We start from the raw sequence: 16298 nt of genomic DNA, 5'->3' as shown, positions 1-16298 counted from the left end.
TGCCGAGGACATCCCATGTCGTCGTCGCGGCCGCCACGGTGTTCGTCGCACTCGTCGTGGTGATTCTCCTTGGGTGGCTGCACGGGTCGACGCTGGCCGCCGTCGCAGATTTCGTGTTCGTCGCGCTGACGATTCCGGCGGCGTCTTTTGCGGTCCTGGCTGCCCGGTCGCGGAGCGGTCGCCTCCGACTGGCTTGGCTGTCATTGGCCGCCGGCATTGCGGGATGGGGAGTCGGCGAGGCGATTTGGGCGTTCTACGAACTGTACCTGCACGAGATCCCATCGCCCTCGTTCGCCGACGTCGGTTTCCTGTTGCTGCCGATCGGCGCAACCGGGGCATTGCTCCTGTTCCCCGTGGAGCACAGCAACGAGTCGCGGATGCGGTTGGTGCTGGACGGGATCATCATCGCGGGTTCGTTGTTCCTGGTGAGCTGGGTGCTGATCCTGGAGCCGATGTACCTGTCTGATCCCGAAAACCGGCTGGGCATGGTCGTCTCGTTGGCGTATCCGGTATCCGACATCGTGATCCTGGCAGTCGCAGGCATGGTCATGGTCAGGTCGGGCGACGAACACCGGCTTCCGCTGATCCTCCTGACCGCGGCGATCGCGTGTTTCGCGTTCTCGGACAGTGCTTTCGCCTATCTTTCCGCGAGGGGCGAATACTATTCGGGCAGCGTTGTCGACATCGGGTGGGCGGCCGGCCTGCTGCTTGCCACCGTGGCTGCGGCGGCGGGTCGTGACGGCGCGCGCCCGCATCGCGATTCGGTTGTGCTGCCCGGCTGGGCGTCGGTCTGGCTGCCCTACATGCCGCTGTTGGTGGCCGGGATTGTGGTGGCGGGCCGGTCGGTGCCGATCTGGCAGACCAGGCCGGTCCTGGTCGTTGCCGGGCTGTTGGTGGTGACTGTTCTGGCCCGGCAGTTTCTGGCGGTGCGAGAGAATCGACGACTGGTGGCGACCGTCGCACATCAGGCGGAGCGCGATTCGCTGACGGGGCTGGCCAATCGCGCGCTGTTTCACGCGCGGCTACGCGATGCGATGGAATGCAGTGGAAGGGAGAAGGTTTGGCCGGGTGTGGTGTCGATCGACATCAATGATTTCAAACTGGTCAACGACAATCTCGGTCACCCCGTCGGCGACGACTTGCTGGTCGAGGTCGCTCGCCGGCTGGTGGACGGGATCCGGGCCGAGCACACTGTCGCCCGGTTGGGTGGCGATGAGTTCGCGGTGCTCGTGGACCGGAATGTCGATGCGGCAGAACGGGTGGGCGGGCGCGTCGTGGAAGCCTTTGACAAGCCGTTTGTCCTCGCCGGACATGAGCTGCGTGTGCGTCCGAGTGTCGGGTTGGCCGTCGGCGGGCCGGACGAAACGGACCTCTCCGGCGGTGAGCTGCTGCGGCGAGCCGACATCGCGATGTATACCGCGAAGCGCTCCCGGTTCCGCGGCGTCCAGATCTATGACCCCAGTATGCAGTTGGAGACCGAGGCCGCCGAGGATCAGCTGCTCGCGGAGTCCGCGCCGCCCGGGGGTTCGGCGGGAGTCAGGGCCATCCAGCTACTCGGCAAGCTGGGGCAGGCGATCGACAAAGGCGAACTCACCCTGGTGTACCAGCAGAAGATCGACTTGCGCACCGGCGAATTCGTCGGCGTGGAGGCGTTGTTGCGCTGGCCCCAGTCCGACGGCAGCGTACTGATGCCGGAGGAGTTCCTTCCGGTGGTTCGGAGGCACGGGCTGACCGGTCGTCTCACCCATCACGTGCTCGCCACCGCGCTCGACGCCAGGCAGGGCTGGCATCGCGCCGGCCTCGATGTGCCGGTGGCGGTGAACGTGTTCGCCCCGTCGGTGGCCAACACCACCGGCCTGCCGGCAACCATCGCACAGGCGCTGGGCCATCGAGGTCTGAGCCCGGGCGGGTTGACCGTGGAGATCACCGAGGACATGTTTCTGGACAACATGGAGCGGGCTCGTGATGTTCTGGAGCAGCTGCGGCACAGCGGAATTCGGATCGCCATCGACGACTTCGGCAGCGGCTATTCGGCATTGTCGTATCTGCGGGATCTGCCGATCGACGAGGTGAAGCTCGATCGCGGATTCATCGCGTCGATCCCTGTCGATGAACGGGCGGCGGCGGTGGTGCGCGCCGTGGTCGACCTCGCGCATGTGCTTGGCTTGACTGTGGTCGTGGAGGGTGTGGAGGATGCAGACACCGCGGCGCTGGTGCGTGATCTCGGTTGCGATGTCGGGCAGGGGTTTTTCTTCGGCGTGCCGGTTACACCCGACAAGGTGCCCGCCCTGGTCAAACGTAGTCTCGCCGGTGCTCCCGCCCCGTGGCCGGCATGAGTACGCGGTCGCTGACGAGACTGTCATTTCCCATCTGTGCCGCGCCACCGTTGCTAACCTGATTCAGGCGAATTTGCCGAATAGGGCTGATCGTTCGTAGGTGTCGACGTGGATAACCGTGGATAACAGGGTCCGAACCGGGGGTGCGGTCGCGTTCATCGCCGCCGCGGCCGCCGCTATTGCCGTGTGGCTCATCGGCGATTGGGTGCCGCCGATCGTCCTCGGCAAGGTCAACCACGTCCTGTACGTCGCCGCGCCGTGGTTTGCCGCGGGTAGTGCGACATGGGCGGCTCGGTCGTCGTCGGGGCGGCAGCGAGCCGGCTGGGTGTGCCTGTCGGTCGGACTGGTCGGTTGGGGATTGGGCGCGGCGTCCGTCGTGCGTTTCGAGGCGTTCTGCTCCGGTGAGGTGCTGTCCGGCAGCGACACTTGGCCCTTCGTGCTGTTCCCGATCGGGCTGGGCGCCGCGTTGCTGTTGTTTCCGACCGGGATCACCACCCGGTATGTGGGCCGGTTCCTTCTCGACGCGGCCATCGTGTCGGGCTCGTTCTTCCTGGTGTTCTGGCTCGTGGTGATGGACGAGGTGTACAAAACTGCCGGTGACGGCGAACATCTGACCGTTCTGCTGCCGGCGGTCTACGCTGCCATGGAGATTGCCGTCCTGACACTCGCTCTGCTGCTCGTGGTCCGCGGACCGTCCAGTCAGCGCGTCACATTGGCGCTGTTGACATCCGGGCTGCTGGGCATTGTGTTGTCGGACAGTGTCTACACCTACATCTCGGTCAATCATGCCTACACTCACGGCTCGCTTGTCGACACCGGCTGGGTCGCCGGGATGTTCCTCATCGCGATCGCCGCGCTGACGTCCCGACAATCCGCGGTGCCGGTCCCGAAGGTCCGAACGGAGTCGGCCTGGGCATCGGTGTGGCTGCCCGGCATCACCGCTGTTCTCGTCGTGGTGGCGGCGACGACCGAGCCGGTTGCGGACCTGACATCCCGGCCGGTTCTGGTGCTCGCGTCGTGTTTGGCTTTGGCCATCTTCGCGCGCCAGTTTCTGGCGATCAGTGACAACCAGCGGCTCCTGAGAGAAGCAGCTGCGCAGGCGCTGCGGGATCCGCTCACCGGTGTAGGCAACTACACGCTGTTCAACGACCGGTTGACCGAGGCGATGCAACGTCGCGAACGCGACGGGGTTCCGGTGGCCGTAATGGTGTTGGACCTCAACGACTTCAAACTGGTCAACGACAGCTACGGCCATCCCACAGGTGACCGGTTGCTGAGGTTGGTGGGCGACCGGATCAGCGAGGTGGTGCGACGGGCTGACACGGTGGCCCGGCTCGGCGGCGACGAATTCGCCGTCGTCATGGTAGGTGACATCGAAGATTCGCAGCGCATCGCGCGGCGGGTGGCCGGGGCCTTCGGCGCGTCGTTTGTGGTGGACGGACATGAACTGGCGATCAGGCCGAGCGCCGGTTTCGCGTTCGTCGATGCCGAGGGTTCCGCAGTGAGCACCGAAGCGCTCCTGAAACAGGCGGACACCGCGATGTATTCGGCCAAGTGGGCCGGATCAGGCGCTCTGCACGTCTATACCGCGGAAATGGCGTCCGTACGCGTCGACCGGGAGTTGTTCCGCACGAAGGGCGTTCCGGAGCGGAGTGGATCTGCGGTGCTGACCTTGTTGAGCGAACTGCGGCACGCCGTGGAACGGTCCGAGCTGACGTTGGTATATCAACCGCAATTCCGTTTGCAGACCGGCGATTTGGTCGGCTTCGAAGCGCTGGTGCGCTGGCCGCAGCCCGATGGCACCGTCCTGATGCCTGCGGATTTTCTGCCGATGGTCCGCCGCAACGGCATGATGGACGAAGTCACCGACCTCGTATTGCGCAAGGCCTGTATGGACGCCGCGCGGTGGCAGGCCGCGGGGATTCACGCGTCGGTCGCGGTGAACTTGTTCGCCCCATTGCTGGCCGACGCGACCGTGCCGGGCAGGGCCGCGGCTGCTCTTGCCGCGAGTGGCCTGCCGCCGTCGAGCCTCACCGTCGAGATCACCGAGCACATGGTGCTCGGGGATCTGGAGCAGACCCGAGAAGTTCTGCGTCGGTTGCGGGAACGGAAGATTCGCGTCGCCATCGACGATTTCGGCACCGGGTATTCGACGCTGTCTTATTTGCGGGAGCTGCCCTGTGACGAATTGAAGCTGGATCAGGAGTTCATCGCGCCGGTGCTCATCGACCCGACAGCGGCTGCGGTCGTCCGTGCCGTGGTCGGTCTGGCGCGGGTCCTCGACATCACCACGGTGGCCGAAGGTGTCGAGAATGCGCACACCGCGGCGTGGCTTCGACAGCACGGCTGCGACATCGCGCAGGGCTACTTCTACGGCCGGCCCGTCACCTTTGACGGCGTGATCGACCGGTTCGGGCCGGCGCCATGCGTCACTCCTGCGACGGCACCAGCTTCAGCGAAATGGAGTTGATGCAGTACCGCTGGTCGGTCGGCGTCGGGTAGCCCTCACCGCTGAACACATGGCCGAGGTGGCTGTGGCAGTTGGCGCACAGCACCTCCACCCGGTGCATGCCCAGGGTGTCGTCCGGCCGCAGGATAACGGCCTCCGAGTGCGAGGGGTCGAAAAACGACGGCCAGCCGCAGTGGGATTCGAATTTCTCTGTGCTGCGGAACAATTCAGCACCACAGGCCCGGCAGGCGTAGATGCCTTCGGTCTTGGTGTCGGTGTACTCGCCGGTGTAGGGACGCTCGGTGCCGGCCTCACGCAGGACCGCGTACTCGGCCGGGTTGAGCCGCTTGCGCCATTCGTCGTCGGTCAGTTCGAGCTTGGGGGCTGGGATCGAACTCATGAGTTCACGTTACCGCGGGGGTGCGGGGTCGGCTGCTCTCATCCACGGCGGATCGATTCCGTCGGCCAGCCGGCCCTGCGCCTTGGCGTCCGAATAGCGGTAGTACAGCACGCAGAACACCACGACCAGCATCAGCGACCAGCCGTAGGTGATCTTCATGTACTCCAGGAACCGGCCCGTCGTCGGCCAGCGCCACAACAGCCAGCGGTCCATGGTCAGGAACCCGTAGGTCGCCAGCCAGGCCGGCCAGTTGCGCACCACCGAGTTGGGCAGCACCACCGTCATCAGGAACGGGAACAGCATCATCGAGTAGTAGCCCTGGGCCAGCGACAGGACCAACCACGACGCGATCAGCAGCACACCGGAGGATGTCAGCATCCAGAACAGCGGGTCGCGGTCCTTGTAGTACCGGTGCAGCAGCCACAGGCTGGCCACGGCCAGCGCCAGGAACAGCACCCGCAGCGCCAGGATCAGCCACATCGGTAACCCGTAGTACACGCCGTTGCCCAGCACCGAGCTGTTGAAGTAGTCGCGGGTGGAGAAGATGTACGGCAGGGTGCGCTTGACGAAGTTCATCGGGTCGGCCACCAGCGGCCAGGCCGCCAGGTTGAAGACCACCGGCACGACGATCGCGGCCACCACGGCCCGCCACTGTCCTTTGAGCAACGGCAGCAGTAACAGCACGCCGAGCACCGGTTTGACCACCAGTGACAACCCGATCACCACGCCGGCCCACCACTGGTGGCCGACCTTGCCGTCGAGCAGCCACCGGAAGAACAGCACCTCGCACAACAGGATGCAGCCGTTGATGTTGGTGAACACCAGGGTGTTGGTCACCGACTCCGTGCAGAACATCGCCAGCAGCAGCGCGGGTAGGGCCACTGAGGTCAGCGAGAACTTGAACAGCTTCACCAGCAGGCAGGCGGCGATGATCATCGCCACGGTGTTGAAGAACACGAACCAGTTGTGCGAGGCGAAGACCGGCAGGTACCCGAAGGGTGCCATGAGCAGCGTGCCGCCGGGTGGATACAGGTAGTGCGGGTCGACGTGGTCGAAGTGTTCGTTGTAGATGTCCAGGCCGCGCCGGAAGTTGGACACCGCCCGGTAGACCGGGCCGAAGTCGTCGGTGATGTAGCCGTTCGTGGACAGCACGTAGCTGCGGTGAATGATCGACATGATCGCGATCGGCCACAGCACCGAGCGCAGGACCGCCGACGTGCTGGGTGGGCTGGTTCGGGGGCGAAACGCGGCCAGCAGGCCGGATCGCGATGAGTCAGCTAGCGCCACGTCCGCACCGTACACCGGCGCGATGCGTCAGACGCTCAGGCGGGGCAGTAGGTGTCGGTGGGCGGCATGTTGCCGCTGTCGAGATAACTCATCATCGGCGGCAGCGCGCACGCCGAGTACACGCTGGCCCCGTGCCCGATGCCCTGCCACATCACCCGCTTGCTGGCAGCGCCGGCATTGATGATCGCGGCCGCCGACGCGGGCACCCCCTGGTTGCCTGCGATCGGATCGTTCTGCACGCCGAGTAGCAGCACGTTGACCTTCAGGTCCTTGGGGTCCTTGGGGGCTGCACCACTGGGCCAGTTCAGGCATTTGACCAGGCTGAGCGCGCCGACCGTGCCGAACTGAGGGTAGAGCTTGCCCCATTGGACGACGAGTTCGCGCACCCGGTCGGGGGTCGGGCGGTTAAGGGAGTCGCTGCAGGCGTTGACGAACTGGCCGTCACTGTCGCGCATCGCCTCGGCGCGGTTGATCAGGCTGTTGAGCTGGTTGGCGTCCCCGTTCCGGGCCGCTGCCAGCGTGTTGGCCAGGCTGACGGTACTGCCGATGCGGTCGCCGCTGGGGAAGCCCATGCCGGTGACGATCGCGTTGGCCAGCACCGCGACCGACACCCCACCGGGGCCTTGACCGGCGCGAGCGGCGGCCAGCAGTGAGTCGACCGCTCCCTTGGGGTCAGGGCCCAGCGCACAGTTGACGGCGACGCACTGCGCCGCGAACGCGTCGAGCGCGGCCTGCTGCCCCTTGACTTGTTCCTCGACGGCCGCCTCGGCGTTCACACCGGGCGGGACGGGGGAGTCCAGCACCAGACGGGCCACCTTGTCGGGGTGCGAACCGGCGTAGGCCATCGCGATCTGCGCGCCGTTGCCGACCCCGATCAGGGCCAGCGCCGGCACGTCCCACGTGCTGCGCAGCCGCTCGAGATCCTCGGCGGCGCGGGCATTGTCGTAGGCCGAGTCACCGGGCGCGATGGTGTCGGTGCAGCTCGTCGTTGCCGTCATCGTGATCGCGCCGAGGTTGGCCACCGGGTCGTCGCCCGACTCGAACTGGGCCTGGTCGCGCATCTCCTGACGGTCGAACGCGTCGCGGCAGTCGATCGGGCTGGACATCCCGAGACCGCGGCGGTCCACCGAGACGATCGGGTGGCTTTTGAGCACGTCGGCGCCCGAGCGGGACAGCCACACCGGCAACTGCATGGATGACGGGATGTCGGTGCCGGTGGTGAACACCAACGGGCCGGCGTCGGGCGGGGTCTGTACCGACCGGGCGCGCACCACACCGATGCTGACGGTGCCGGTCGCACCGGCGATCGGGTCGAGGTCGGCGTCGTAGGTGGCGCACTCGAGGATCACGCCGGGAGCTGCCGGCGCCCCGGCGTCACCGAAGACCTTCGATGTGCAGTCCTTCCAGCCCAGCTCGTTCTTGGGTACCGCGATGTCCGGCGGCCCGCCGGCCGGTTTGGTGGAGGTGGGGGCCGAGGAGTTGTGCGCCTTGTCGCTTGCGAACTGCGGGTTCGCCGCCAGCCAGGGAGCACATCCGGTCAGTAAAGCGGTCAGTGCCGCGGTGCCCAAACTGACCACGGCGCAGACCCGACGATCGCGCATGTCCACCACAGTAGCGACACCGCCAGGCGGAAACGGTCAGCCGACGCGCGTATAGCGCCCGTATAGATAGCCCTCGGCGTCGGAGATCAGGTGCTCGCGGCGCATGTCCGCCAGCACGTGACCGCCGCCGGCGACGATCCGCGGTGCGGAGCCCCCGACAAGCTTCGGGGCGGTGGTCAGACAGAGCTCGTCGAGCAGGCCGTGCTCGACGAACGTGCCCATCAGGGTGGGGCCACCCTCGCACAGCACCCGGCGCAGCCCCCGGCCGGCGAGCGCGGCCAGCATCGCGCCCGGGTCGACCTCGGCGGGATCGGCCGCCGAGCAGGCGATCACATCGGCCGCGCCGGCCAGTCGGGCGCTCGCCTCGGCGGCGGCGTCGTCACACGTCAGGACCAACGGTGCCACCTCGGTGCGGGTCAGCACCGGCCAGTCGTGATCGATCCGCCCGGATCGGGTGACCAGCGCGATCGGTGGGACCTCGCTCTGGCCGCGCCGTTGCCGACTTCCGCGTTGCGCGACCGACATCTGCGCGCCGGAGTAGTTCTCGGCGTGCGCGGTGCCTGCTCCGACGACGATGACGTCGGCGAGCTCACGCAGTGTCCGGAAGATCAGCCGGTCGCCCGCGGCGCCGAGTCCGCCGGAGGTGCCGTCGGTGGCAGCGCCGCCGTCGAGACTCGTGATCATGTTGCCGCGGACCAGACAGCGCGTCAGATCGGCGGGGTAGGCGTAGAGCTCGGCGAGCCGGTCGTCGTCCACCGGTGCGTCGCCGCCCACCAGTGTGAAATGCGTCCCATCCGGGTCGGTCGGGCTCGGGTCGGCCATGCCGTCGATTGCAACACGCCGATAGGGTTCGTGTCATGGACCGCCTCGTCGATCGTCATCCGACGGTCTCCCCGGAGCGGTTGGTGGCTCAGCTGATCCCGCCGCCCACGTTCGCCGACGTCCGCTTCGACACCTATCGTCCGGATCCCGCCGAGCCGACTCAGGCCGCCGCCGTCAACGCTTGCCGGGCGTTCTGCGAAGAGGCAGTGCGGCGCCGTGCCGGTAAGAAGAAGCTGTTCGGCAAGCGGGAGACCCTGCCCGGGGTGGGGATCTATCTCGACGGCGGGTTCGGCGTCGGCAAGACGCATCTGCTGGCGTCGTCGTACCGGGAGTTGCCCGCGTCGGCCGAACACCCCAGGGCGTTCGCGACGTTCGGGGAGCTGACCCAGCTGGCCGGTGTTTTCGGCTTCGTCGAGTGCATCGAGTTGCTCGCCGACTATGTGGTGCTGTGCATCGACGAGTTCGAGCTCGACGATCCGGGTAACACCACACTGATCTCACGGCTGCTGTCGGCGCTCGTCGAGCGCGGGGTGTCGATCGCGGCGACCTCGAACACACTTCCTGAGCAGCTGGGCGAGGGGCGCTTCGCGGCCCAGGATTTTCTGCGTGAAATCAACACTCTGGCAAGCATTTTCACCACCGTCCGAATCGAAGGCCCGGACTACCGTCATCGCGGACTACCGCCGGCTCCCGAGCCGCTGTCCGACGATGCGGTGGCCGCGCGGGCGGCCGAGGTGCCCGGGGCCACCCTCGACGACTTCGACGCGTTGTGCGCGCATCTGGCGACGATGCACCCGTCGCGCTACCTCACCCTCATCGAGGGCGTGGAGCGCGTATACATCACCGGCGTGCATGCGATCGATGACCAGAACGTTGCGCTTCGGCTGGTTGCGTTGACCGACCGCCTGTATGACGCGGGAATTCCGGTGGTCGCCTCGGGCGCCAAGCTGGACACCATCTTCTCCGAGGAGATGCTGGCCGGCGGCTATCGCAAGAAGTACCTGCGGGCGACGTCTCGGCTGCTGGCGCTGACCAGTCCCGGGGGACTGTAGGTCACGCGTCCGATGAGGGCGCGGGCCGGATCTTCGCGAGCTCGGCCAGGCCGCTGACCGTGAGCACACGCAGTAGCACCGGGTTTGCGATGATCTGCAGCGTTTCCGCATGGGGCGCAAGGGCATTGATTGCCGCGCTGTCCAGGTACTCGACCTCGCTGAGGTCGACGGTCAGGGTGTCGGAGTCACCGTTGGTGCCGGCGTCGAGGGCCTCGGCGAAGTCGGCCACGTTGCTGGCATCGATCTCCCCGGCGGCGAACAGCACGAGTCGGCCGTCGGCCGCCCGGTCGATGCGCACTGTCAACGGGGTGCTCATCGGCGGATCCTGGTCGCCAGATGCACGATGGTGCCGGTGGTGTCACGCAGTATCGACACGTCCTCCATCAGCGCCTGCATGATCTGAATGCCCTTGCCGCGGTGGCTGTACCCGGTGTCCTTGGGTTTCCACTCGCCGGTGTCGGTGATCGTCAGGCGCAGCTGGTCGACCTCCGAGATGGCCTGCAGGGTGATGGTGCCGCCGTCGATGTGGCGATAACCGTGTTCGATGGAGTTGGTGACGGCCTCGCCGGCGGCGACCAGGACATCCTGCGCCTGGTCATGGTCGATACCGGCCGAGTTGAGCCACTCGCGCAGCGCGGCGCGCGCCGGGGCCAGATGGATGGCGTCGGCCGGGATGACGACGTTCAGCGGAGCCGGATGCCGGTAGAGCAACAAGGCCACATCGTCCTGGTATCCGCCCGGCGGTGCCAGGCTGTGCATGATCCGATCGGCCAGTGGGTCGAGGTCTAGGGCACTGTCATCGCGAATGAGGTTGACTGCCTGGTTGATTCCGTCATCGAGCGAGCGGCGCCTGCGTTCCACCAGGCCGTCGGTATAGAGCAGCAGGGTCGACTGCGACGGGATGGTCAGCTGGGCCTCGGGCCGAACCCGGTCCGGCCGGATGCCCAACGCGATCGAATGCCCGCCTTCGAGCAGGCGGGTGGTGCCGTCGGCGCAGACCAGGATCGCCGGGGGATGTCCGGCGCTGGAATAGGCGAGGTCACCGGTGTCGGGATTCAGCACCGCGCACAGCGCGGTGGTGGACTGCGCGCCGGGAAGCCGGGCAGCGAACCGGTCGAGGCCCGCCAATGCAGCTGCCGGACTGGAGTTTTCGAGTAGTAGCGCCCGGCAGGCGCTGCGCAGCTGGCCCATCACCGTGGCCGCGGCCAGGTCGTGGCCGACGCAGTCACCCACCACCAGGGCGATGCGTCCGTCGTCGAGGGCGATCACGTCATACCAGTCGCCGCCTACTTGAAGCGGATGCGACGCCGGTTGGTAGCGCACCGCGAAACCGGCGGGCAGGGACGCCGGACCGAGAATCGAATGCTGCAGTGCCAGAGCAGTTTCCCGCTGCTGGTCCACTTGGTGGACGCGCTGCAAGCCCTGGCCGAGACGGCCTGCCAGCACGGCCAGTAAGGTCTGGTCTTCGGCGGTGAAGGGCCGTTCGGCGGGCAGGACGATCCAGATCACCAGGATGCCCCGTGGATGCTGTAGCGCGATGCCCGCCGAACCGCTCAAGCCGGTGTCGACGGCCAGCAGATCCCTGGCGTTGCCCAGCGCGGCGATCCGATCACGGACCGCCGCCTCGAGCGTCGGCCACAAGTCAACGTCGTTGTCGCCGAAGAGGTCCGGGGGTTCGATTTCCGACGTGTCCGCGGCGTTGCGGGCGGGGAAGATCGCGGCCAGTACACGCTCGGCCGACCATTGCCTGCGCAGCTGCTCGATCGCACCACGCAGCGCATCGTCAACGGTATCTGCTTGCGCGAGTTGCTGATTCAGTGCAGCCAGCGCAATCTGGCGTTGCCCGCTGTAATGCTCGGTGGTGACGTCGCGAAACGTCCCGACCATCACGTCGCGCCCGGTGTCGGGGTCCTCAGCATGGGCGATGTTCGCCGTGATCCACACCCGGTGGCCGTCGCGATGATTCACCGGAATCGTGTAGCTGCCAAGGGGTTTCTCGGGGATACCGGCGAACGCCTCCACGATCAGCCGGTGTGCCTCGGGCTGGGTCTCGGCATCCGGCCACCACGGATGCTCCGGGGCATACGGCAGATCTTCGGGACCGAAGCCCAGGATGTCGGTGAACGCGTTGTTGATCTCGATGACCGCGCCGACTTCGTCGCAGACGAAGAACGCTTCCTGCAGAGACTCCACCAGTGCCGTGCGCCAGCGGGTGTGATGGGTGCGAAGCCGGGCCAGCTCGATATTCGCCCGGACCCGCGCCAGCAGGTCGGCCGCGGCGAACGGCTTCACCAGATAGTCGTCGGCACCGGCGTTCAGTCCTTCGACCGAGGCTTCCTGCCCGGCTCGCGCCGACAGCAGCAGGACCGGTACGCCGAGGGTGCGTGGGTCGGATCGCAGTGCGGTGACCAGAGACAACCCGTCCAGCCGGGGCATCATCACGTCACTGACCACCAGGTCGGGCAGCTCGGCCCGGATCCGGTCCAGGGCCTGGTGCCCGTCGGCCACCGCATCGACTCGATAGCCGGCACCGCGCAGCAGCCGGACCAGGTATTCGCGCATATCGGCGTTGTCGTCGGCGACCAGCACATGGCTGGGTGCGATGGCCGCCGCCGGCGGGTCCGGCATCTCGGGTAGCTCGGGGGCATCGTCGTCGGGCAGCCAGCGCAAGGCTTCCTGCACGTAGGGCTCGGCGATACCGGAGGACGTCCGGCCCGTTCCCGGCTCGACGATCGCGTCGGCGGGCAGGTGACCCGGTCCCATCGGCAAGCGGATCGAGAACGTGGTGCCCGCGCCTTCGACGCTGTCGGCGGTGATCTCACCGCCGTGTAAACCGACAAGCTCCTTGACCAAGGCAAGCCCGATACCGCTGCCCTCGGTGGAGCGGGCGCGGGCGCTGTCGATCCGGTGGAATCGCTCGAACAGCCGGGGCATCTCGGCGGCGGGTACGCCGATGCCGGTATCGGCGACCGTCACCACCGCTTCGTCCCCCTCGCGGACCACCCGCACGGTGATCGTTCCGGCGAAGGTGTACTTCAACGCGTTCGACAGCAGGTTGAGGATGACCTTTTCCCACATGTCGCGGTCCAGGTAGACCGGATCCTCAACGGATCGGCAGTCGACGACCATCCGCAGTCCCGCGCGGTCGATGGCCGAGCGGAACACGCTGGCCAATTCCGCGGTCACTTCGGCAAGATCGACCGGCTCGTAGTGGGCTTGCACCCGGTTGGCTTCGATCCGGGAGAAGTCGAGCAGCGTGTTCACGAGCTTGGCCAGGCGTAACCCGTTGCGCTGAATCACGTCGAGTTCTTGATGCGCGTGCTCGTCGAGGCCGGACGAGTGTGCGCGCAGTTCGGCTACCGGCCCCAGGATCAGGGTGATCGGTGTGCGGAACTCGTGGCTGATGTTGGAGAAGAACGTCGTCTTGGCGCGGTCCAGCTCGGCGAGTTCGTCAGCGCGGCGCTGCTGCTCGTGGTAGCTGCGGGCGCTGGAGATCCCGGCCGCGATGTGCCCGGCCACCAGGTTGATGAAGCCGCGGTAGTCGTCGTCGAGGGGGCGGTAGCGGTTGAGCGCGGCGACCAGGAATCCTGACGGCGTTCCGCCCTGTGCGAGAAGAGGTGTGACGAGCGCGTGGCGCGGCGGATCCTGCCAGGGGCCGGTCGGCAGGTCGTCGAACGGCGGCCCGTCGAGGTCGACGAGCACCGATTGGCCCCGGGCGGGTTCGCCGACCGGCCAGACCCAGTTGCCGCCCGCCGGCAGCGTCGGCGGTGCGGCCGGATGGCCGGCGGGCATTCCGCTGGCTCCGGCCAGCCGCGCGTTACCGTCGTCATCGAATAGGTAGGTCAGGGTGAACGGCAGGTCACGCGGGTTGCGTTCGAGTTGACGGCCCGCGAAGGCCAGTATCTCGGTCTCGGTACGCACCACAGACGGGTCGGAGCCGAGATGGCGCAGGGTGGACATCCGCCGCTCACTGATCACCCGGTTGGTGTCCTCGCTCACCACGCACAGCACCCCCACGACGTGGCCCGGCTCGTCGCGCAGCGGACTGTAGGAGAAGGTGTGATAGGTCTCCTCGGGATATCCCGACCGCTCGAGGAACAGCAGCAGCGCCTCATCCCACGTCGATTCGCCGCTGGTCAACACCCTGCTGATACGAGGTCCGACGTCGTCCCAGATTTCGGCCCACACCTTGCGAAGCGGCTGGCCCAGCGCCCAGGGATACTTGCGGCCCAGCGTGTCGCGCCGGTAGGCGTCGTTGCAGAAGAACGTCAGCTCGGGTCCCCAGGCCATCCACATGGAGAAGCGCGACGACAGCACGATGCTGACCGCGGTCCGCAGGCTCTGGGGCCACTCGGAGGACACGCCGAGCGGGGTCGCCGCCCAGTCCACCTTCGACAGATCGCGGCCGACGTGATCGTCGGGGCCGGAAACCGAGCCAACGTCCACCAAGCGTCCTTTCGGCTAGATCCGGCGTGGGGCGATCAGGCCAACGGGGTTCACACTACGACCACATTGCTAAACCAGGGGCGTTTGTCGACTTCAGAGGGGGCGCACCAGCACATAGTCGTGCTCGGTGTGGGTGCCCATCGGGAACGTTTTGGCGCCTGCGATGGTGAAGCCGTGCTTGGCGTAGAACCGTTGCGCCCGTTCGTTTTTCTGGTTCACTCCCAGCCAGAGGCAGCGGGCTCCGGCGGTTGTGGCGCGGTCGACGGCGGCGGCCATCAGCGCCGCGGAGGCACCCGACCCGTGGCTGTCGGCTAGCACGTAGATCTTGGACAGCTCGACCGCGGGCTGCATCGTCACGGCCCGGGCGACGTCGGCATCCTGCCCGAGGCCGTCGATGAGCATGGCGTAGCCGACCAGTCGGCCGCCGTCGCGGGCGGCGAGCACCGTGCGCGACGGGTCGGCCAGGTAGTCGGCGAAGCGCCGGCGGGACAGGTTGGCGGCGATGAAGGCCGCGATCTCGCCAGGCGGCGAGGTGGGCGGGCAGGCCAGCGGGAAGGTGGCGGCGGCGACGTCGGCGAGCTCGTCGAGGTCGGTGGCTGCGGCGTCGCCGATGGCCAGCCGGGCTCCTGAGGTCACAGTTTCATCCTCCGCGAGTGTTGCACGTGGCGATCTCGCCGCGGCTACGTGGAGGATAGTGGCCGGTTCACAGCTAACCCGCCCAACGACTTTGACTTGCTCGTGGCCAACTGGTCGGTGCGAACCGCATGTGGATAGGTCGCGTCGCGATGTTGAAACGACAGGATCTTCGGGTTGAGCACCGTCCCGTCGCAGATCTCGACGGCCCGTGAGATCGTCGGGCTCGACCTCCACGCTGCAGGACCGGCCAGCAGGGCCTCGAGGTGCGGCAACAACGCTTCGCTGATCTCCCAGGTCGCCGAGTTCCACAAATAGGAAGGGCTGTGGTCGACGGCGTAATAGTGCACGCCAGCGGCCACCTCGATGATCGGATCGGCGAATGAGGTGGGACGCGCCCACCCGAACCCCATGTCCACGTCGCAGGAAACGTCGACGATAAGGCTGGCGGGAGCGAACGCGTCCAGCTCTTCCTCGGTGACGAAGATCAGCGGTGCGTCAGGATCCTGCAAGACGCAGTTGACCACGATGTCGTTGCCCGCCAGATAACGGGCGACCGGGATCGGACCGTCTCCTGCGTCGGCCCAGACCCGGTCGGGTCGGCCCGGATCGGGCCCCATCTGGATGATCTGGGTGGACGGGATCGGCGAGCCGACCGCGGCGACGTCACGGTTGGTCAGGACCCGTACATCGTCGACACCGTGAGCGTTCAGCGCGGTCACGGCGCCGCGGGCGGTCGCGCCGAAGCCGATCACCGCGGCCCGCAGCCGACGGCCGTAGCTGCCGGTGATCCCCATCAGTTGCATAGCGTGCAGCACCGAGCAGTAGCCCGCGAGCTCGTTGTTCTTGTGAAAGACATGCAGCCCGAACCCGCCGTCTGCCCGCCAGTGATTCATCGCCTCGAAGGCGATCAACGTCAGCCGCCGGTCAATGGCGGCCTGGGTGAGCGCCACATCCTGTACGCAGTGCGGCCAGCCCAGAACGACTTGTCGCTCATTGACTTCCGCGAGATCCTGGGCCTGCACCTTGGGCAACAGAATGACGTCGCAGTCGGCAAGAAGTTGCGCGCGGGTACCGATTCCTCCGACCAGGTCGCGCAGCGCGTCGTCGGTGGCGCCGAAGTGCGAGCCGTAGCCGTGCTCGAGGAATATCCGCGATCGGAGCCCGGGGTCGATCCTGCTCAGGTGCGCCGGATGGATCGGCAGTCGTCGCTCGTTCTCCTTGCGGGAGCGGGCGAGAATGCCCAGCGAAAGCGGTTGCGCATTAATGTTT

At 66.9% G+C, this 16298-nt stretch carries 11 protein-coding genes; 3 read left to right on the top strand and 8 right to left on the bottom strand.

Features of this window, described 5'->3' with window-relative positions; translation table 11 throughout:
- The first annotated feature begins 38 nt into the window (after positions 1-38).
- Together HPC46_RS08280 and HPC46_RS08275 are read left to right on the top strand one after the other, a co-directional pair.
- Positions 39-2336 carry a putative bifunctional diguanylate cyclase/phosphodiesterase gene (locus HPC46_RS08280; RefSeq protein WP_179468660.1) on the top strand — a complete coding sequence of 766 codons (2298 nt, stop codon included), beginning with the start codon at positions 39-41 and terminating at the stop codon, positions 2334-2336.
- 118 nt (positions 2337-2454) lie between these two features.
- The gene (locus HPC46_RS08275; protein ID WP_179468658.1) at positions 2455-4806 is read left to right on the top strand and encodes a putative bifunctional diguanylate cyclase/phosphodiesterase; all 2352 of its coding nucleotides are present in this window, start codon (positions 2455-2457) and stop codon (positions 4804-4806) included.
- Here HPC46_RS08275 and msrB read toward each other — a convergent pair.
- The 4 genes from msrB to HPC46_RS08255 are packed head-to-tail and all read right to left on the bottom strand — an operon-like array spanning position 4766 to position 8895.
- On the bottom strand, positions 4766-5185 hold the full coding sequence (gene msrB, locus HPC46_RS08270; RefSeq protein ID WP_179468655.1) for a peptide-methionine (R)-S-oxide reductase MsrB: 420 nt from the start codon (positions 5183-5185) through the stop codon (positions 4766-4768). The two genes, HPC46_RS08275 and msrB, sit on opposite strands and share 41 nt — an antisense overlap.
- Positions 5186-5194: 9 nt before the next feature.
- Entirely contained in the window at positions 5195-6487 is a 1293-nt protein-coding gene (gene aftC / locus HPC46_RS08265; protein ID WP_179468653.1) for an arabinofuranan 3-O-arabinosyltransferase, read from the bottom strand.
- A gap of 20 nt (positions 6488-6507) precedes the next feature.
- Positions 6508-8073: an alpha/beta fold hydrolase gene (locus tag HPC46_RS08260; RefSeq protein ID WP_179468651.1), complete on the bottom strand. Its 1566-nt coding sequence runs from the start codon at positions 8071-8073 to the stop codon at positions 6508-6510.
- A gap of 36 nt (positions 8074-8109) precedes the next feature.
- Positions 8110-8895: a pyrimidine reductase family protein gene (locus HPC46_RS08255; protein ID WP_179468649.1), complete on the bottom strand. Its 786-nt coding sequence runs from the start codon at positions 8893-8895 to the stop codon at positions 8110-8112.
- A gap of 35 nt (positions 8896-8930) precedes the next feature.
- Here HPC46_RS08255 and zapE point away from each other — a divergent pair, with 35 nt between their 5' ends.
- Positions 8931-9947 carry a cell division protein ZapE gene (zapE, locus tag HPC46_RS08250; RefSeq protein ID WP_179468647.1) on the top strand — a complete coding sequence of 339 codons (1017 nt, stop codon included), beginning with the start codon at positions 8931-8933 and terminating at the stop codon, positions 9945-9947.
- A gap of 1 nt (position 9948) precedes the next feature.
- Here the strand turns inward: zapE and HPC46_RS08245 are convergent, their stop codons facing one another.
- The 4 genes from HPC46_RS08245 to HPC46_RS08230 form a co-directional block, all read right to left on the bottom strand.
- Positions 9949-10263: an STAS domain-containing protein gene (locus HPC46_RS08245; RefSeq protein WP_179468645.1), complete on the bottom strand. Its 315-nt coding sequence runs from the start codon at positions 10261-10263 to the stop codon at positions 9949-9951.
- The gene (locus HPC46_RS08240) at positions 10260-14393 is read right to left on the bottom strand and encodes a SpoIIE family protein phosphatase (RefSeq protein WP_179468643.1); all 4134 of its coding nucleotides are present in this window, start codon (positions 14391-14393) and stop codon (positions 10260-10262) included. The genes HPC46_RS08245 and HPC46_RS08240 overlap by 4 nt, the downstream gene beginning before the upstream one ends.
- Before the next feature lie 93 nt (positions 14394-14486).
- A complete protein-coding gene (locus HPC46_RS08235; RefSeq protein WP_179468641.1) occupies positions 14487-15029 on the bottom strand; it encodes a GNAT family N-acetyltransferase in 543 nt (180 codons plus the stop codon).
- Between the two features lie 44 nt (positions 15030-15073).
- Complete coding sequence (locus tag HPC46_RS08230) at positions 15074-16294, bottom strand: N(5)-(carboxyethyl)ornithine synthase (protein ID WP_179468894.1); 1221 nt, start codon at positions 16292-16294, stop codon at positions 15074-15076.
- Positions 16295-16298 lie beyond the last annotated feature (4 nt).

Source organism: Mycolicibacterium vinylchloridicum (assembly GCF_013404075.1).
Classification (GTDB): Bacteria; Actinomycetota; Actinomycetes; order Mycobacteriales; family Mycobacteriaceae; genus Mycobacterium; species Mycobacterium vinylchloridicum.
The sequence above is the reverse complement of the archived record's forward strand: the minus strand, read 5'-3'. Positions and strand labels throughout refer to the sequence as shown.

What these genes read in the sequence shown, in the direction of transcription:
- msrB (WP_179468655.1), bottom strand. Translation starts at nt 5,185, where the DNA reads ATGAGTTCGATCCCAGCCCCCAAGCTCGAACTGACCGACGACGAATGG.
- HPC46_RS08260 (WP_179468651.1), bottom strand. Translation starts at nt 8,073, where the DNA reads ATGCGCGATCGTCGGGTCTGCGCCGTGGTCAGTTTGGGCACCGCGGCA.
- HPC46_RS08255 (WP_179468649.1), bottom strand. Translation starts at nt 8,895, where the DNA reads ATGGCCGACCCGAGCCCGACCGACCCGGATGGGACGCATTTCACACTG.
- zapE (WP_179468647.1), top strand. Translation starts at nt 8,931, where the DNA reads ATGGACCGCCTCGTCGATCGTCATCCGACGGTCTCCCCGGAGCGGTTG.
- HPC46_RS08245 (WP_179468645.1), bottom strand. Translation starts at nt 10,263, where the DNA reads ATGAGCACCCCGTTGACAGTGCGCATCGACCGGGCGGCCGACGGCCGA.